Source organism: Pantoea sp. SGAir0184, from assembly GCF_043544755.1.
In genome coordinates this window covers 3,702,101-3,719,637 of the sequence record NZ_CP028050.1, presented here as the reverse complement: position 1 = coordinate 3,719,637, position 17,537 = coordinate 3,702,101, and the positions used below count along the sequence as shown (strand labels likewise).

Genomic DNA, 17,537 nt, shown 5'->3' with positions numbered 1-17,537 from the left:
CATGCGCACCGGGCAGCTGGCAGGGAACGTCACTCCTGACGCAGCTGCAGATCCAGCGGCGTTTTGCTCGGCTCACCACCAATTTCCCGCGCCAGCTTCGGCACCATATAGCCCGACACCATGGTCAGCAGTTGCCGCACCAGCGCGCGCGCCTGCTCATCCGGCACAAAGAAGTGCGCCGCACCCTGCACCTTATCCAGCACATGTAAATAGTAGGGCAGGATGCCGGCATCAAACAGCGCATTGCTGAGCTGTGCCAGAGTCTGCGCATCGTCATTAACGCCGCGCAGCAGCACGCTCTGGTTCAGCAGGGTGACGCCGGCGCGCTTCAGCCTCTGCATGCGTTCGCGCAGCGCCTCGTCAATCTCCTGCGCGTGGTTGATGTGGCTGACCAGCAGCACCTGCAGACGCGTATCCGCCAGCAGCTGGCATAGCCCTTCGGTAATGCGCGCCGGGATCACTACCGGCAGCCGGCTGTGAATGCGCAGGCGTTTCAGGTGCGGAATGTTTTCCAGCGCGCCAATCAGCCACGCCAGCTCCTGATCTTTCGCCATCAGCGGATCGCCGCCGGAGAAGATGATCTCGTCCAGCTCGGGATGGGCGGCAATGTAATCAATCGCCGCCTGCCAGTTGCGCTTGTTGCCCTGATTATCCTGATAGGGGAAATGCCGGCGGAAGCAGTAGCGACAGTTCACCGCGCAGCCGCCCTTGACCAGCAGCAGCGCGCGGTTTCTATACTTATGCAGTAAGCCCGGCACTACGCTGCTCTGCTCATCGAGCGGATCGGTGCTGTAGCCCGGCGCATCGGTAAACTCCTGGCGGCTGGTCAGCACCTGCAGCAGCAGCGGGTCCTGCGCATTGCCGCGCTGCATGCGCTGAATAAAGGCGCGCGGTACGCGCAGGGCGAACAGACGGCGCGCCTCTCTCCCGGCTGCCAGATCCGCGTGGTTTTCAAGGGCTAAAAGTTGCAGTAATTCAGCAGGATCGGTGACAACATCAGCAAGTTGCTGCAACCAATCTTCTCTGACGGGGGGATTTAGGGTTACAATGTGTGCCATTTTTTTGGCTATTACCAGTTAATATCTACAGAGGGCCTTTATGGCGACTTATCTTAGCAACGATTTTCGTGCCGGTCTTAAAATCATGTTCGAAGGCGAACCGTATGCCATCGAATCCAGTGAATTCGTTAAGCCGGGTAAAGGCCAGGCGTTTGCACGTGTTAAAATGCGTCGTCTGCTGACCGGTTCACGCGTTGAGAAAACCTTCAAGTCTACCGACTCCGCCGAAGGCGCAGACGTGCGTGACATGACGCTGCAGTACTCCTACAACGACGGTGACTTCTTCTACTTCATGCACCCGGAAACCTTCGAACAGTATCAGGTTGAAGCCAAGGTGCTGGACGACGTGACCAAATGGCTGCAGGACAACGCCGAGTGTATCGTAACCCTGTGGAACGATAAACCGATCGCCGTTCAGCCACCGAACTTCATCGAAGCTGAAATCACCGAAACTGACCCAGGTCTGAAAGGTGATACTGCCGGTACCGGCGGCAAGCCAGCGACGCTGTCTACCGGCGCTGTGATCAAAGTGCCACTGTTCGTACAGATTGGCGAAGTGGTAAAAGTGGACACCCGCTCTGGCGAATACGTTTCCCGCGTAAAATAATCGTCAAATCAGGCGCATCATCGATGCGCCTTTTTTATTTCCGCGCTCTTCCCCGCACCGCGTCTTTTTTCAGCGGCTTAACCGCCATCATGGCGTATCCGGTCTATGCTTTAAAAGCTGTACTTTTACTGCAACCAACAAGGATATGGCTATGTTAAAGAAAAGTATTGTCGCGATTTTCTCGGTACTGGTGCTTTCCTCGCTGCTTTCAGCCTGTAACACCACGCGTGGTGTAGGCGAAGATGTTGAAGCGGGCGGTCAGGCAATTCAGCGCAGCGCGCAGTAACTAAAACCGGTGCGAAACCTGCTTTCGTACCGGCTTTCTCTTCCTCCTGTTGTCCTGCCAGCGCCTGTGATTTCTGAAACTGCCTGCCGCGACGGCGGTGCCGTTGTTTGCCGTCAGCAATACGGGTAGACTTCCTCCCCTTGTCTGTATAAGGAGTCATCACCATGAGCGAAACGGCAAGCTGGCAGCCGAGCGCACCCATTGCCAATTTGTTGAAACGCGCCGCCATCCTGGCGGAAATCCGGCGTTTCTTTGCCGATCGCGGCGTACTGGAAGTGGATACGCCTGCCATGAGCCAGGCGACGATCACCGACATCCACCTGGTGCCATTCCAGACGCGCTTTGTCGGACCTGGCGCGGCAGGCGGGCGCGATCTGTGGCTGATGACCAGTCCGGAATATCACATGAAGCGCCTGCTGGCAGCGGGCAGCGGCCCGATTTATCAGATGGGGCGCTGCTTCCGTAATGAAGAGGCCGGGCGCCACCATAATCCGGAATTCACCATGCTGGAGTGGTATCGGCCGCACTACGATATGTATCGGCTGATGAACGAAGTCGACGACCTGCTGCAGCAGGTGCTGGAGTGCGACAGCGCCGAATCGCTATCGTATCAGCAGGCGTTTATCCGTCATCTGGAGATCGATCCGCTGTCGGCGGACAAGGCGCAGCTGCGCGAAGCGGCGGAAAAGCTGGGTGAGGGCGAGCTGGCGAATCGCGAAGACGATCGCGACACGCTGCTGCAGCTGCTGTTTATGCTGGGTGTGGAACCGAAAATTGGTCTCGATAAGCCGTGCTTCGTCTATCACTTCCCGGCCAGTCAGGCGGCGCTGGCGGAGATCAGTACCGAAGATCACCGCGTGGCAGAGCGTTTTGAGGTCTATTACAAAGGCGTGGAGTTGGCCAACGGTTTCCGCGAACTGACCGACAGCCGCGAACAGCGTCAGCGTTTTGAGCAGGATAATCGTCGTCGCGCCGCGCGCGGTTTGCCACAACATCCGATTGATACTTACCTGCTGGATGCGCTGGCGCATGGCATGCCGGCCTGTTCCGGCGTGGCGCTGGGCGTGGATCGCCTGATTATGCTGGCGCTGAAGGCCGATGCGCTCAGTGAGGTGATCGCTTTCCCGGTGGATCGCAGCTAGTTACGCCGCGGTTCTGCACACCCGGCCGCGGCTCAGCGATGGCGCTGTCCGCGGCCGGGTGCGTTTACGGCGAGGTATTATTGGCCGCTTCCGGAAACTCCTGGATGGTAACCGGCAGCGTCATCTTCTGCTCATTGCGCAGCACCTGCACATCAATCACCGATCCCGGGCGGATTTCCGCCACCTGGTCCATGGTCTCCTGCGCGGACAGCGCCGGCTTACCGTTCACCTGCAGCAGGACATCATTGGCCTGAATGCCGGCGCGATCCGCCGGACCGCCCGGCGTCACTTCACTAACAATAATGCCCTGCACCCGATCGAGGTTGCTGCCCTGACCGTGCAGCGGCGGCAGCTCGCGCCCGGTAATACCGATATAACCGCGGATCACCCGGCCATCGCGAATCAGCTTATCCATAATTTTGGTCGCCAGCGCGGTCGGAATGGCAAAACCAATGCCTTCCGGAGTTTCGCCGTCGTTGCTTTTGTCGAAGGTCAGCGTGTTGATGCCCATCAGCTCGCCCAGCGAGTTAATCAGCGCGCCGCCGGAGTTCCCCTGGTTGATCGAGGCATCGGTTTGCAGGAAGTTCTGCCGACCGGAGGAGCTCAGACCGATGCGGCCGGTGGCGCTGATGATGCCCTGGGTGACCGTCTGGCCGAGGTTGTACGGGTTGCCAATCGCCATCACCACATCACCAATATGCGCGACACGTTTGGCGTTAATCGGGATTACCGGCAGATTAGAGGCGCTGATTTTTAACACCGCCAGATCGGTCATGGCGTCGGAGCCCACCAGCGTCGCTTCAAAAAAGCGTCCGTCCTGCAGCGCGACGATAATCTGGTCAGCGTTATTGATGACATGTTTGTTGGTGAGGATGTAGCCTTTCGCGTTCATGATGACGCCGGAACCGAGCGTGGTAATGCCGCGATTATTGTTACCGTGCGCACTGCGGTTATAGACATTGACCACCGCCGGCACAGCACGGCGCACGCCCTGATTGAAACTGAAGGGCGCTTCATCGGCGCTGCTGTCGTGATCAAAGGTGACGTTGCTGCCCATTCGCAGCGCCGGGATCGCGACAAGCAGTAAACCTGCCACGATCAGGCCCATCACCACAGAACGTAAAAGTTTAAGAAACATGGTGTTATTTCAGGCAAGAGTTGATCGCAGGGCAGAATAGCACGAGAAGGGCGGACAAACACCTGCTTGTCCGCCCGTTGCGAGGATTATCGCAGAAGCAGGTAAATACTCTCGTCGCCGCGCACCACGTTCAGCGCCAGTACCGGCGGTTTGCCCTCCAGCACTTTGCGCATCTCGGCGAGGCTCTGCACCCGCGTACGGTTGACGCCGACAATCACATCGTCTTTCTGCAGGCCAACCTGTTCTGCCGGCGTGCCTTTTTCGATGGTATCGACTTTGACCCCTTTATCGCCGGCTTTGGTATTGCCGTCACTGAGCGTGGCGCCCTGCAGCGCTGGCGACATCAGCTGGGCGCTGGCGGTGCTCTGCGCGCTCTGTTCCAGCGTTACGGTCACCGTCAGCGGTTTGCCATCGCGCAGCAGACCGATTTTCACCTGCTGGCCTGGCGGCGTGGTGCCGACTTTCACCCGCAGCTCGGCAAAGCTGGTAATTGGCTTATCGTTAATGGCGGTAATGATGTCGCCCGCTTTGATGCCCGCCTGTTCCGCCGCCGACTTCGGCAGCACTTCAGAGACAAATGCTCCGCGCTGCGCATCGACGTTAAATGCTTTCGCGATATCGGCGGTCATTTCTGTCCCTTTGATCCCGAGCTGACCGCGCTTCACTTCGCCGAACTGAATCAGCTGCTGCGCCAGGTTCATCGCCATGTTGCTGGGGATAGCAAAGCCAATACCAATGTTGCCGCCGCTCGACGCCAGAATGGCAGTGTTAATGCCGATCAGCTCGCCGTTGAGGTTCACCAGCGCGCCGCCAGAGTTACCACGGTTGATGGCGGCATCGGTCTGAATAAAGTTCTCCAGCCCTTCCAGATTCAGCCCGCTGCGGCCCAGCGCCGAGATAATGCCGGACGTCGCCGTCTGGCCGAGGCCGAATGGGTTGCCGATCGCCACGGCGAAATCACCCACTTTCAGCGCGTCAGAATCAGCAATTTTCACCTGCGTGAGGTTTTTTGCGCCTTCTACCTGAATCAGCGCGATGTCGGTTTGCTCGTCATGACCAATCAGCTTTGCGTCATATTCGTTGCCATCACTCAGCTGCACGCTGATTTTATCCGCACCGTTTACCACGTGATTGTTGGTCAGAATGTAGCCTTTAGCTGCGTCGATGATGACGCCGGAACCCATTCCTTCAAACGGCTGTGGCTGAGACTGCCCGGGCGCCTGGCCAAAGAAGCGCTTCAGCGGCTCGGGAATATCCTGGCCCTGCTGACCGCTGTCGGTGCCCTCGACATGCACGCTGACCACCGCCGGCAGCACTTTTTCCAGCATCGGTGCCAGGCTTGGCAGTGCTTGTCCCTGAATCTGTGCCGGCAACGTGGCCATGGCACCCGGCGTCGCCGCCAGACTCATCCCAATGCTCAAGGCTAATGCGCTTAACAGTCGTGCTGGTTTTTTCATTGCTATGACGCTCTCGCTGCGAAAAGGGGGATAAAAGAAGTGTGACAGTTATTGGTAATAAGCGTTCGGAAAACAAAAAGGGCACAGCCATGCTGTGCCCCAAAAGGATTAACTGCGGGTGGTGCGTTCGCCGCTGCGCAGCAGGCCCGATGCGCCTTCAGAGTAGTCGCGCGGGATCTGCACCGGCGCCTGGTCGTTATCGGCCTCGGCTTCCGTCAGCTGGTAAGCAAACGGGTTTTTCTCGCCGGGCAGATTTGGCAGCAGGTCATTCGACCCTTTCGCCATGTGCTGATACAGCTGGCGATAGTCGCGCGCCATGTTGTCCAGCAACTCTGCGCTGCGCGCAAAGTGGTTGGTGAGCTCTTCGCGGTAATCCGCCAGCTCCGCTTTGGATTTTTCCAGTTCGTACTGCATGCTGCGCTGCTCACGCAGCTTTTTGTTGCCAAAACGCATCGCTACCGCGCCGACAATAATGCCAATCACTAAACCAATCAGCCCGTATTCCCAGGTCATAATGACTCCCGTGTAATTTCCGTTGCTTCGTAGGGCATTGCTTCTGTTTCAACTTCAATAGTAGCCACTATACCCGTTAATCCATCGGAAGTGGAATCCTCGGGCTGTATCGCTTAGTGTAGAGCGGCCTAATTTTCGACAACCGACACGTGAATCGGACTTTTTCAGGGATTCTGAGAGAACCATGCAAACCTCATCTCCGCTTGCGCGCTATGAGCAGGCGCTGTCGCAGGGCGAGTTTCGTCCGGACGATGTACAACGTGACGCCATCACCCGTTTAGATCGCATTCAGCAAGGCCTGATTGCCCGCCAGCAGCAGCCGCAGCCGGCAGCTAAAGGGCTGTTTGGCCGCTTATCAAAGCTGATGAATAAAGCGCCGGAGAGCCATGAAGCGCCGGTGCGTGGCCTGTATATGTGGGGCGGCGTCGGACGCGGTAAAACCTGGGTAATGGATCTGTTTTTTCAGTCTATTCCTGGCGATCGCAAACTGCGTCTGCATTTCCATCGCTTCATGCTGCGCGTGCACGAAGAGTTAACGCAGCTGCAGGGCCACAGCGACCCGCTGCTGATTGTCGCTGACCGTTTCAAAGCGGAAACCGATATTCTCTGTTTCGACGAGTTTTTCGTCTCCGACATCACCGACGCAATGCTGCTTGGTACGCTGATGGAAGCGCTGTTTGCCCGCGGCATCACGCTGGTGGCGACTTCCAACATTCCGCCGGATGAGCTGTACCGCAACGGCCTGCAGCGGGCGCGTTTTCTGCCGGCTATCGAGCAGATCAAGCGCCACTGCGATGTGATGAATGTCGATGCCGGCATTGATTATCGCCTGCGCACCCTGACATCGGCCCATCTGTGGAATTTCCCGCTTAACGACGCGACGCACGCGGAGATGGAGCGCATGTTCAGCGCGCTGTCCGGTAAACCGCGCGGCGACGCGCCGGTGCTGGAGATTAACCATCGCCAGCTGCCGACGCTCGGCGTTCACGAAGGCGTACTGGCCATCAATTTCCTCGCGTTGTGCGGTGAAGGGCGCAGCCAGCACGATTACATTGAGCTGTCGCGCCGCTTCCACAGCGTGCTGCTGTACGATGTGCCGGTGATGATTTACAAAACGGAAGACCAGGCGCGGCGGTTCCTCGCGCTGGTGGATGAGTTCTATGAGCGCCACGTCAAGCTGGTGGTGGCGGCAGAAACCTCGCTGTTTGAAATCTATCAGGGCACGCGGCTGAAATTCGAATATCAGCGCTGTCTGTCGCGCCTGCAGGAGATGCAGAGCGAGGAGTATCTTCGCCTGCCGCACCTGCCCTGAGGGGCAAACAGAAATCACCGCTTCGGGCGCAAAAAGAGTCGATCTTTAGATTCGACTTCTCTATAATCTTGCGACCCCACGTTACAGCACAGGCTTTCTTTTCCCGGAAAACTGTGTGATCCGGTAACTCTACCTGAGGGGGTGGGCTTGCTGGGCGAATTGGTCGTGTGAGCCTCAATCGTTAACTTAGCGTTTGGGATTTCACCAACGTGTAACTTTTATTTGGGTAAGCTTTTCAATGAAAACTTTTACAGCTAAACCAGAAACCGTACAGCGTGACTGGTATGTTGTTGACGCAACTGGCAAAACCCTGGGTCGCCTGGCGACTGAACTGGCGCGCCGTCTGCGTGGTAAGCACAAAGCGGAATACACTCCGCACGTTGATACCGGTGATTACATTATCGTTCTGAACGCTGACAAAGTTGCTGTAACCGGCAACAAGCGTAACGACAAGATTTACTATCACCACACTGGCCACATCGGTGGTATCAAGCAAGCGACCTTTGCAGAGATGATCGAACGCCGTCCTGAGCGTGTGATTGAAATCGCGGTTAAAGGCATGCTGCCAAAAGGCCCACTGGGTCGTGCTATGTACCGTAAACTGAAAGTTTACGCAGGTAACGAGCACAACCACGCGGCGCAGCAACCGCAAGTTCTTGACATTTAATCGGGATTATAGGCAATGGCTGAAACTCAAAACTACGGCACTGGTCGCCGCAAAAGCTCTGCCGCTCGCGTCTTTATCAAGCCGGGTAGCGGTAACATCGTAATTAACCAGCGCTCTCTGGAGCAGTACTTCGGTCGTGAGACTGCACGCATGGTCGTGCGTCAGCCGCTGGAGCTGGTTGATATGGTTGGTAAACTGGACCTGTACATCACCGTTAAAGGTGGTGGTATTTCTGGTCAGGCTGGTGCGATCCGTCATGGTATCACCCGCGCTCTGATGGAATACGACGAGTCTCTGCGTTCTGAACTGCGTAAAGCGGGCTTCGTTACCCGTGACGCGCGTCAGGTTGAACGTAAGAAAGTCGGTCTGCGTAAAGCACGCCGTCGTCCACAGTTCTCCAAGCGTTAATTGCTGGCTGCTTCGGCAGTTACAATTGGCTCAAAAAACCCGCTTCGGCGGGTTTTTTATTGCCTGAATCGCGGCTTTTTCAGCGCAAAAACGCGAGCTTTCCCCGCATTTTGCCCGCAAATGATTATCCCCGCCCCACAAGCTGCTTAAAATCTGGTAAACTGACTGACACTTTGCGCCCGCGAGTCGCGGCGTTGTGCATACTGCTCCTGTCGGGACGACCGGACAATGCCCGTAACGCCCGGCTGTGTGCGAATCTGATGAGCAGGTGAGTCGCCGCGTGGTTGGCTATTCGCAGTATTTTTTTGTGAACAAACTTGGAGGTTTTCATGGCTGTCGCTGCCAACAAACGTTCGGTAATGACGCTGTTTTCTGGTCCGACTGACATTTTCAGCCATCAGGTACGTATCGTGCTGGCTGAGAAGGGCGTCAGCGTGGAGATCGAGCAGGTTGAAACGGATAATCTGCCGCAGGATCTGATTGACCTCAACCCGTATCGCACTGTGCCAACGCTGGTCGACCGTGAACTGACGCTGTATGAATCCCGCATCATCATGGAATACCTCGATGAGCGTTTCCCGCATCCGCCACTGATGCCGGTTTATCCGGTCGCGCGCGGTGAAAGCCGTCTGATGATGCACCGCATTGAGCAGGACTGGTACAGCCTGATGCGTACCATTGAAACCAGCAGCGGTGCCGAAGCCGATGCCGCGCGCAAGCAACTGCGCGAAGAGCTGCTCGCCATTGCGCCGCTGTTCTCACGTACGCCGTTCTTTATGAGCGAAGAGTTCAGCCTGGTTGACTGCTATCTGGCGCCGCTGTTGTGGCGTCTGCCGCAGCTGGGTGTGGATCTGGCTGGCGCAGGTTCGAAAGAGCTGAAAGGCTACATGACGCGCGTATTTGAACGTGACTCCTTCCTCGCTTCTTTGACGGAAGCCGAACGTGAAATGCGCCTGCAAGCCCGGGGCTAATCTATGGAAATGTCGCAACTTACTGCCCGCCGTCCCTATCTGCTGCGGGCCTTTTATGAATGGCTGCTCGACAACCAGCTGACGCCGCATCTGGTGGTGGATATCAATCTGCCTGGCGTACAGGTGCCGCTGGAGTACGCTCGTGACGGACAGATTGTCCTGAACATCGCACCGCGCGCGGTGGGTAACCTTGAGCTTGCCAACGATCAGGTACGCTTCAATGCGCGTTTCGGCGGCGTGCCGCGCCAGGTATCCGTGCCGATGGCTGCGGTGCTGGCGATTTACGCGCGCGAAAACGGCGCCGGCACCATGTTCGAACCGGAGCCTGCTTATGAGCTGTCCGGCGACGAGCAGGAAGGCGGCCAGGAAGAGACGCTGATGTCGGTGATTGATGGTGACCGTCCGGACGATGCGACGGATGACGACTCTTCACCGGATGACGAACCGCCGCCGCGCGGTGGACGTCCTTCACTGCGTGTAGTGAAGTAAATCGCGGAAAATAAAAAACGGGCTGATTAGCCCGTTTTTTTATGCCTGTGTCGCGGCGCGGCTTAGCGCGCAGCAGACCAAAGGGAGCGTAGCGCTCCCTTTGTACCGATCTTAATAAACGTCGCGCAGATAACGCTTATCTTTCTTCAGCTGATCGATATAGGCTGCGGCACGCTCGCTGGAAAGACCACCGAACTGACGCACCACTTCATACAGCGCGGCATCGACATCTTTCGCCATGCGTGAGGCATCGCCACAGACGTAGAAGTAGGCGCCTTCCTGCAGCCAGGCGTACAGCTCAGCGCCTTTCTCCAGCATGCGGTTCTGCACGTAAATCTTCTCTTCCTGATCGCGGGAGAAGGCCAGGTCGAGATGCGTCAGCAGACCGCTCTGCTGCCAGCCCGCCAGCTCATCCGCGTAAATGTAATCATGTTCCTGATGCTGGTCGCCGAAGAACAGCCAGTTTTTACCTTCAGCACCGGTCGCCTGACGCTCCTGCAGGAAGGCGCGGAACGGCGCGATGCCGGTACCCGGACCGACCATGATCAGCGGGGCGTTATTGTTCGCCGGCACGCGGAACGCTTTGTTCGGCGAAATAAAGATCGCCGGCTTCTCTCCGCGACGCACGCGTTCAGCAAGATAGGTGGAGCACACGCCTTTACGCTCGCGGCCACCGCTGTGATAGCGCACGGAAGCGATGGTCAGATGCACCTGGTTAGGGTGCGCCTTCGAGCTGGACGAAATGGAGTAAGCACGGTGCTGCAGCGGACGCAGCATCGCCACCAGCTCCGGCACCGACAGATTACGCTTCAGTTCGAGCTGCAGCAGATCCAGCGTATCTTTGCCCCACAGCCAGTTGGCCAGCGTGTCTTTATCGTCGTGCTGCAGGACGTGCAGCAGCTCCTGGTTGGTGGTGTGCTGTCCGACCCACTCGATCAGCTTGCGCGACGGCTCAGAAATCTCGAACTGATAAGTCAGCAGATCGCCGAGGTTACGGTCAAAGCCTGGCACCGGGGTTTCGTAGTCGGCTTTCAGCTCGCTCAGCAGCAGGCTCACCAGCCCGGCATCGTTCACCGGGATCACGCCCAGCGCATCACCGGCTTCGTATTTCAGGCCGCTGTCGCTCAGGTCAAATTCGAAGTGACGGATATCTTTGGCGGACTGCTCGCCGGACAGACGCTTATTAGTCACCAGCGCCGCCGCGTACGGGTTTTGCTTGTTGCTGCCCGGGATCACCGGCGCTTCCGGCGCGCTCTCCAGCACCGTGCCGCTGCTGCCCGCGCTGGCGGCAAACTGTGGCATGGCGCTGCCAATCCACTCGCTGGAAGGCTCTTCGTAATCGATGTCGCAGTCGATGCGATCCACCACGCGTTTCGCCCCCAGCTGCTCCAGGCGCATATCAATGAACTTACCGGCCTGGCAGAAACCGTCGTAGCCGGTATCGCCGATTGCCAGCACGGCAAAGTGCATCTGCTCCAGACGCGGCGCGGTGCTGGCTGAGATGGCCTGCCAGAACAGCTGTGCGTTGTCTGGCATTTCGCCTTCGCCGTAGGTGGAGGTGACGATCAGTACATGACGCATGGTGGCGAACACATCCAGATCCACTTCACCCAGCGCCTGCACTACCGGCACCAGGCCTTTAGCGCGCGCCGCTTTGGCTGCGGTCTGCGCCAGCGCTTCGGCGTTACCGGTCTGGGAACCAAACAGAATATGCAGCTGGGTGGTGGCGCTGGCGCCCGCTGCCGGTGCGGTCTGCTTGTCTTCTAATACCAGCAGGCGCGAGTGGAGACCGGCGAGAAACCCCGCCAGCCAGTATTTCTGTTCGCCGTTAAACGGCGCGTCTTCAGGAATGTAAGGAATCTTCATGGATATCAGTACTCAAACCGTTTTATCGTCATCAATCTTCTTTCGCAGCGCAATCAGGAGAGTTTCCCGACCGCGGCGGCAATCTCTGGCAGTGCGGCGCGTGCAAACAGCTCTTCAAAATCAGGAAGATGGCCCAGCACCTCACGGTTGCAGGCGTCCTGATAAATGATCCAGCCATAGGTTGCCAGGCTGTCCATGGAGCGAATGTTACGCTGCGTCAGCGCGGCTTTGTAATCCGACATACGCTTGGCGGCGATCAGGCTTGCCAGCTCATCATCGCTGTAGTTCTCAATGGCCGCACGGGCATGACGCTGCAGCTTGCTGACCAGCGCGAAATCTTCGGTCATCAGCAGGTTGCGAACCGCTTTCTCGACTGCCGCGTCTTCCACCGCTGTGCCTTTCGGCAGTTTGCCCAGCGCAAGCTGCTGCGCGAAGCTCAGAACGGTGTAGTTATTCAGCAGAACAAACATCTCCTGCGTATCGGTCGCGCCGTAGGCCGGTACCGCACCGTCGGCGATGGTTTTGCCCGCACGCCAGGCTGATTTGAACTTAGCAACCTGATGCGCGGCCAGCGACGTGGACAGCTCTTCCAGCAAATCCTTACGCGTTTTCGCTTTCAGGATTTCGCCGCCGTCCTGATACAGCAGCAGCGAGCGCGGCATGACGTAAACGAAGTGCTGACACTCGGTTTCCCAGTTCTCCAGCAGCCACGCCGCGCGCGGCGACTGGGTGGCTTCGAGGTGCCAGTGCAGCATGGTCAGCACTGCCTGCTTGTGCACCTGCGCCATTTCGTCTTCGTCAGCGATGGAGCCGAACAGCACCGAATCACCGGCGGCGTGCGCGGCCAGGGAACGGTACGGATCGTACTGATAGGCGAAGCCGCCGCTCATGCCGTTACCGAAACCTTTACCAAAGGTGCCGAGGTTAAGAATCGCGCCGTTGGTCATGTATTCACAGCAGAAGTCGCCGACGCCTTCCACCACCGCGGTGGCGCCTGAGTTACGCACGGCGAAACGGTCACCGGCCTGGCCCTGAACAAACAGACGACCGCCGGTCGCGCCGAACAGCGCAAAGTTACCGATCAGCACGTTGCCGTCGCTGTCCTGTGCGCCGCCGCCCGGTGACATCACCACCAGTTCGCCGCCACACTGACCTTTACCGACGCCATCGTTACAGGTGCCGTAATGCTTCATCTGCATGCCGTCGTTGCAGAACGCGCCAAATGACTGACCGGCTGACCCGCGGGTATCAATCTGCACTGTGCGCGGTGCCAGATATTTCCGGCCACGGTCATCCTGCAGTACCGCCGGCAGCGCGGCCAGCTGCTGCGCCGACAGCTCGTGGTTCAGCATGCGCTCAATATCGATCGCCAGCTGACCGCCAACGCTCTTGTTACGGTTGTTCAGCGTTACGCCGTTACCCAGCGTAATCTCAGGGCGGGCAGCATCAACCAGCTGCGCTTTCAGCTCGTCTACCCAGCCATCGTCCAGCTCGAAATCTTTTTCCAGATACACTGGCTGAGCGATCTTCTGCTCCGGCACCACGGTCAGCATGGCGCGCAGATCGAGTTTGCCCACTTCCAGCGGATGATCCATCAGGTGCAGCAGGTCAGAGCGGCCGCGCGCTTCACGCAGCGAACGCAGACCGAGGCGTGCGAGGAACTCACGCACTTCCTGCGCCACGTTGATGAAGTACTGCGCCAGCTGACGCGGATCGCCATCGAAGGCTTCAGCGTTAGTAGTGAGGCCTGCCGGGCATTTGACGTTACAGTTTTTCGCCATCACGCATTTCAGCATCATCAGCGCGGTGGTGCCGAACTCGAAGCTGTCGCCGCCGAGCAGGGCCGATTTGATCACGTCGCTGCCGGTCTGCTGTGCGCCGGAGCAGCGCAGCTGCACTTTGTCACGCAGCCCGTTCGCGCACAGCGCCTGGTGCACTTCGGCGATGCCGATTTCCGCCACGCGCCCGGTGTATTTCAGGCTGGTGACCGACGCCGCACCGGTGCCGCCGGTGTTACCGGCGACGTTGATGACGTCTGCGCCGGCTTTTGCCACGCCGACTGCGATAGTACCGATGCCTTCAGACGACACCAGTTTGACGATAACGCGCACGCGCGCCGCTTTACAGTCGTGGATCAGCTGCGCCAAATCCTCGATAGAATAAGTATCGTGGTGCGGCGGCGGTGATACCAGCTCAACGCCCGGCGTACCGCCACGTGCGGCCGCAATCTCCACCGTCACTTTCGGTGCTGGCAGCTGACCGCCTTCGCCCGGTTTAGCGCCCTGGCCAATTTTGATCTCCAGCTCTTCCAGCATCGGGTCGGCCAGATAAGCCGCCCATACGCCGAAACGACCGGACGCCAGCTGTTTGATGCGCGATGCGCGGATGGTGCCGTGGCGTGAATAGTGTTCGCCACCTTCACCACAGTTACTCATTCCGCCCACCATATTGGTGCCGTGCGCTACCGCTTCGTGCGCCGGCGCGACCAGCGCGCCGTGGCTCATGGCGCCTGAGGCGAAGGTACGGGTGATTTCGTGCGCCGGCTGAATCTCTTCCAGCGGCAGCGAGGGCAGCGCGGTAAAGATTTTTGCCAGATAGTCTGCTGCCTGACCGTAAGCGGTAATGTGCAACACGCCTTCAGTGATGCTGCTGCTTTCGATCTCATCGTTAAAGCGGGTTTTCAGCGCGCGTGACAGCGCGGCCAGACGCTCGCTCTCCGGCTTCAGGCCGGCAATGGCATCAATCAGACGCAGCTCAAACTGGTTGAGGCTACCGTTCACCGCTTCGCAGCGTAGGCCGCGAATGGCGAAGCCGTTGTTAACCAGCGAGTAGCGGCCCAGCTTGCGGCCAAATTCGGCTTCGCTGTCCACGTGGGTCAGATCGCATGGCAGCGCGAGGATGTCGCGCAGCGCCGCCGGACGACGCTTACGCTCAGCGTGCATCAGGCTGGAGAACTGACGGTAATCCGGCGTGATAGTAAAGCTGTCGATCACCGCATTCGGGATGCGCTCGAAGCTGCTGTCTTTAAACGCTTCGGCTTTGATACTGAACGCGTTGTCCAGCCTGGCCAGCGTCATCAGACGGATAAAGTTGTCCTCTTCGCGCGCTTTGTCAGCGAAGCGAATCGGCTGCTCTGTCATATCAATAAAAGTACGTACCGCGATGGTGCCGTACGAGTGGCCCGCGCCTTCGGCACGTTCTTTAAACAGCCCCAGCAGCGGTACTTCGGCTTCGCCCTGAATTTTCAGCGCGCTCTGGTGCCAGTCCACCGCCATCTGCGCGATGGCCGGGAAGCCCGCGCCGCCCACCGGGGTTTTGATATTCGGGAAATATTTCTTCAGCACCGGATCTTCGGTATCGAGGAAGTTCGGCTCGAAGAACTCACCGCAGCTGTAGCTCTCAACGGTACACAGGCCCACTTTGCCCATGGTTTTCATCAGCGCTTTTTCTGCCGCTTTGGCATAGCGTTTGAACGCTTTGTTGCCTTCTTCACCTTCGCCAAACTTCTCTTCTGCACGCATCTGTACGCCCAGCGGATACACGGCAGAGGCGCCAAAGCCGAGCGTGGCGGCGATATGGTGCGAGGAGATGCTCTGGCCGCTCTCGACCACCAGTGACACATCCAGACGCAGGCCTTCCTGCACCAGACGCTGGTTGATGGCCGACACCATCAGCAGCATCGGAATGGCCGCATGAGTTGAAGAGATATGGCGATCGGTGATCACCGCGATGCCGCCCTGCTGACGGGCAAAATCCACCACCTGCTGCGCCAGGTTATCGATAGCGTTTTCCAGCGCTTTGGCGTTGGCGGCGCGGCTGACGATGTCTTTACCGATCACCGGCTCATACAGCATCTCGAAGCGCGCATACGGCGCCACTTTCTGCTCGCGCAGACGCAGCATGTCCAGGTGCGTCAGGATTGGGCTTGGCACGATGATCTGCTGGCCTTTACTGCGGCCGAGGTGCGGTTTAGCGCCGAGCGCCACGCGCAGCGTCATGCCGTCCGCTTCACGGATGGAGTCGAGCGGCGGGTTGGTGACCTGTGCAAAGCGCTGCGAGAAGTAGTGCGCCATGCCGCCTTCATGATCGGACAGGCCATTGATGGCGTTGCCGTAACCCATCGCGGAGATCTTCTCAGCGCCGGTTTGCAGCATCGGGTCCATCATGAATTTGAAGCTTTCCTGGTTGTAGTAGTAAGCCACAAAGCGCTGATAGGTTTTCAGGTCGCCGCGATAGCGCAGCGGTGAGCCGAGTTTCTCTGCCGGCACTTCCGGCAGCTGCTGCAGTTCAACGCGTGCCGCCTGCACCAGGGAGAGATAATCTTTTTCTGCCGCCAGCTTTTCCAGCGCCTGCACGGTGGTGTAAGAGCGTTTCTCTTTGTGATCGTAATAGAGCATGCCGCCAGCTTCGATACGGCCACGGCGCAGCACGCTCTCCGGTGGGAAGGCGATCTGGCCGGCTTCTGACATCGCACCAATGTACTCAGCGGTTTCGACGGAGCGCAGCGGACGCAGGCCAAGACGGTCCAGCCGTGCGCCGATCACTTCGCCGTTACCGAAGATCAGCGCGGCGGGGCCGTCGTTCTTCTCTTCATACAGCGAGAAGTATTCCAGCATGGCGCGCACTTCAGCCGACAGCGAGGTGTCGTTTTCCCACGCCGGCGGCATCATTGAAACCACGGCGTTGATCAGATCGAGGTTATCTTCCATCAGACGGCTGTGGATGCTCTGATCGAGACGCGAACTGTCAGACTGGCCTTTTGGCCGCACGATCTTTTTGCCGCGCGCCAGCATCAGTGCCGCTTCCGCGATGCGGTTTTTACGGTCCGTGTTCAGCTCACCGTTGTGCGCCATCAGGCGGAACGGCTGCGCCATTGTGGTATGCGGATCGGTATTGGTGGAGAAGCGGGTATGGAAAAACAGTCCGCGCACCTGATGATCGGGATCGGTCAGATCTTTGAAGTAAGGAATCACTTCGTTGGAGTTCAGGCGGGCTTTGAACACCTGGGTGCGCGACGACAGCGACAGCGGATAGAGACCGCCGAATTCGCTTTCAGTAAAGGCGCGCGCTTCAATATCCAGCAGCGCACGGTAGATGTGGCGCTCGAATTCAGTCTGTTCGGTTACATCCTGCGGTGCGGCAAACACCCACTGCACAATCGGCAGCTGGAACTGCTGTGCCGCCGGGCGCGTGACGCTGTTATCCAGCGGCATGTCACGCTTCAGCAGCACCGGGAAATTGTAAGCGGCCAGCGTCTCTTCAACCAGGCGCTCTGCGTTCGCGCGCAGCGCCGCATCTTTCGGCACAAAGAAGTTGCCCACGCCAAAGCGTCCGGCTTCCAGCGCCTGACCAGTTAGCTTACGGAAGAAGTTCAGGGAGAGGTCAACGTTAACACCCGCGCCATCGCCCACGCCCTCTGCAGACATCCCGCCACGGTGCGGTACCGTGCACAGGGCGCTATGCGCCATCTGCAGGATTTCATGGGTCTGCTCGCCGTCCTTGCGGGTAATGAAACCTACACCACAGCTGTCGCTTCCTGCTGATGGATCATACAAACCCCAGGGGTTAGGTTGTTGAGTGGACATTGAGGGTCTCCTTAAACTGCTTTAGACATTACCTGCAT

14 protein-coding genes are annotated in these 17,537 nt (G+C 58.3%); 8 read left to right on the top strand and 6 right to left on the bottom strand.

Annotation, left to right across the window (positions count from 1 at the left end):
* Nucleotides 1-29 precede the first annotated feature (29 nt).
* A complete protein-coding gene (gene epmB / locus C1N60_RS17670) occupies nucleotides 30-1,058 on the bottom strand; it encodes an EF-P beta-lysylation protein EpmB (protein WP_394521152.1) in 1,029 nt (342 codons plus the stop codon).
* A 40-nt stretch (nucleotides 1,059-1,098) separates the two neighbouring features.
* On the opposite strand from epmB, the gene efp reads away from it, so the two are divergent.
* The 3 genes from efp to epmA all read left to right on the top strand — a co-directional run bounded on the left by efp (nucleotide 1,099) and on the right by epmA (nucleotide 3,093).
* Complete coding sequence (gene efp, locus C1N60_RS17665; protein ID WP_021507762.1) at nucleotides 1,099-1,665, top strand: elongation factor P; 567 nt, start codon at nucleotides 1,099-1,101, stop codon at nucleotides 1,663-1,665.
* A 151-nt stretch (nucleotides 1,666-1,816) separates the two neighbouring features.
* A complete protein-coding gene (locus C1N60_RS17660) occupies nucleotides 1,817-1,951 on the top strand; it encodes an entericidin A/B family lipoprotein (protein WP_031279745.1) in 135 nt (44 codons plus the stop codon).
* A gap of 164 nt (nucleotides 1,952-2,115) precedes the next feature.
* Nucleotides 2,116-3,093, top strand: coding sequence for an elongation factor P--(R)-beta-lysine ligase (gene epmA, locus C1N60_RS17655; protein WP_394521151.1), 978 nt, complete (start codon nucleotides 2,116-2,118; stop codon nucleotides 3,091-3,093).
* Between the two features lie 64 nt (nucleotides 3,094-3,157).
* Here epmA and degS read toward each other — a convergent pair whose 3' ends face one another.
* From degS to zapG, 3 genes are all read right to left on the bottom strand, one after another.
* Nucleotides 3,158-4,231 carry an outer membrane-stress sensor serine endopeptidase DegS gene (gene degS / locus C1N60_RS17650; RefSeq protein ID WP_021507759.1) on the bottom strand — a complete coding sequence of 358 codons (1,074 nt, stop codon included), beginning with the start codon at nucleotides 4,229-4,231 and terminating at the stop codon, nucleotides 3,158-3,160.
* An 86-nt stretch (nucleotides 4,232-4,317) separates the two neighbouring features.
* On the bottom strand, nucleotides 4,318-5,688 hold the full coding sequence (gene degQ, locus C1N60_RS17645; protein ID WP_394521150.1) for a serine endoprotease DegQ: 1,371 nt from the start codon (nucleotides 5,686-5,688) through the stop codon (nucleotides 4,318-4,320).
* A 108-nt stretch (nucleotides 5,689-5,796) separates the two neighbouring features.
* Nucleotides 5,797-6,201: a Z-ring associated protein ZapG gene (gene zapG, locus C1N60_RS17640; RefSeq protein ID WP_021507757.1), complete on the bottom strand. Its 405-nt coding sequence runs from the start codon at nucleotides 6,199-6,201 to the stop codon at nucleotides 5,797-5,799.
* Nucleotides 6,202-6,385: 184 nt separating this feature from the next.
* On the opposite strand from zapG, the gene zapE reads away from it, so the two are divergent.
* The 5 genes from zapE (at nucleotide 6,386) to sspB (ending at nucleotide 10,048) form a co-directional block, all read left to right on the top strand.
* A complete protein-coding gene (gene zapE, locus C1N60_RS17635; protein WP_058759600.1) occupies nucleotides 6,386-7,513 on the top strand; it encodes a cell division protein ZapE in 1,128 nt (375 codons plus the stop codon).
* Between the two features lie 238 nt (nucleotides 7,514-7,751).
* On the top strand, nucleotides 7,752-8,180 hold the full coding sequence (rplM, locus tag C1N60_RS17630) for a 50S ribosomal protein L13 (protein ID WP_021507755.1): 429 nt from the start codon (nucleotides 7,752-7,754) through the stop codon (nucleotides 8,178-8,180).
* A gap of 15 nt (nucleotides 8,181-8,195) precedes the next feature.
* Nucleotides 8,196-8,588 (top strand): 30S ribosomal protein S9, encoded by a 393-nt coding sequence (rpsI, locus tag C1N60_RS17625; protein WP_021507754.1) that lies wholly within the window; start codon nucleotides 8,196-8,198, stop codon nucleotides 8,586-8,588.
* A 329-nt stretch (nucleotides 8,589-8,917) separates the two neighbouring features.
* On the top strand, nucleotides 8,918-9,559 hold the full coding sequence (gene sspA / locus C1N60_RS17620) for a stringent starvation protein SspA (RefSeq protein WP_021507753.1): 642 nt from the start codon (nucleotides 8,918-8,920) through the stop codon (nucleotides 9,557-9,559).
* A gap of 3 nt (nucleotides 9,560-9,562) precedes the next feature.
* Nucleotides 9,563-10,048 (top strand): ClpXP protease specificity-enhancing factor, encoded by a 486-nt coding sequence (sspB, locus tag C1N60_RS17615; RefSeq protein ID WP_021507752.1) that lies wholly within the window; start codon nucleotides 9,563-9,565, stop codon nucleotides 10,046-10,048.
* Between the two features lie 111 nt (nucleotides 10,049-10,159).
* Here the strand turns inward: sspB and C1N60_RS17610 are convergent, their stop codons facing one another.
* Together C1N60_RS17610 and C1N60_RS17605 are read right to left on the bottom strand one after the other, a co-directional pair.
* Nucleotides 10,160-11,914 (bottom strand): sulfite reductase subunit alpha, encoded by a 1,755-nt coding sequence (locus C1N60_RS17610; protein ID WP_058770697.1) that lies wholly within the window; start codon nucleotides 11,912-11,914, stop codon nucleotides 10,160-10,162.
* 53 nt (nucleotides 11,915-11,967) lie between these two features.
* Complete coding sequence (locus C1N60_RS17605; protein ID WP_394521149.1) at nucleotides 11,968-17,499, bottom strand: glutamate synthase-related protein; 5,532 nt, start codon at nucleotides 17,497-17,499, stop codon at nucleotides 11,968-11,970.
* Nucleotides 17,500-17,537 lie beyond the last annotated feature (38 nt).

What these genes read in the sequence shown, in the direction of transcription:
- C1N60_RS17605 (WP_394521149.1), bottom strand. Translation starts at nt 17,499, where the DNA reads ATGTCCACTCAACAACCTAACCCCTGGGGTTTGTATGATCCATCAGCA.
- epmA (WP_394521151.1), top strand. Translation starts at nt 2,116, where the DNA reads ATGAGCGAAACGGCAAGCTGGCAGCCGAGCGCACCCATTGCCAATTTG.
- efp (WP_021507762.1), top strand. Translation starts at nt 1,099, where the DNA reads ATGGCGACTTATCTTAGCAACGATTTTCGTGCCGGTCTTAAAATCATG.
- sspB (WP_021507752.1), top strand. Translation starts at nt 9,563, where the DNA reads ATGGAAATGTCGCAACTTACTGCCCGCCGTCCCTATCTGCTGCGGGCC.
- epmB (WP_394521152.1), bottom strand. Translation starts at nt 1,058, where the DNA reads ATGGCACACATTGTAACCCTAAATCCCCCCGTCAGAGAAGATTGGTTG.
- degQ (WP_394521150.1), bottom strand. Translation starts at nt 5,688, where the DNA reads ATGAAAAAACCAGCACGACTGTTAAGCGCATTAGCCTTGAGCATTGGG.
- zapG (WP_021507757.1), bottom strand. Translation starts at nt 6,201, where the DNA reads ATGACCTGGGAATACGGGCTGATTGGTTTAGTGATTGGCATTATTGTC.
- rplM (WP_021507755.1), top strand. Translation starts at nt 7,752, where the DNA reads ATGAAAACTTTTACAGCTAAACCAGAAACCGTACAGCGTGACTGGTAT.
- sspA (WP_021507753.1), top strand. Translation starts at nt 8,918, where the DNA reads ATGGCTGTCGCTGCCAACAAACGTTCGGTAATGACGCTGTTTTCTGGT.
- rpsI (WP_021507754.1), top strand. Translation starts at nt 8,196, where the DNA reads ATGGCTGAAACTCAAAACTACGGCACTGGTCGCCGCAAAAGCTCTGCC.
- C1N60_RS17660 (WP_031279745.1), top strand. Translation starts at nt 1,817, where the DNA reads ATGTTAAAGAAAAGTATTGTCGCGATTTTCTCGGTACTGGTGCTTTCC.
- zapE (WP_058759600.1), top strand. Translation starts at nt 6,386, where the DNA reads ATGCAAACCTCATCTCCGCTTGCGCGCTATGAGCAGGCGCTGTCGCAG.
- C1N60_RS17610 (WP_058770697.1), bottom strand. Translation starts at nt 11,914, where the DNA reads ATGAAGATTCCTTACATTCCTGAAGACGCGCCGTTTAACGGCGAACAG.
- degS (WP_021507759.1), bottom strand. Translation starts at nt 4,231, where the DNA reads ATGTTTCTTAAACTTTTACGTTCTGTGGTGATGGGCCTGATCGTGGCA.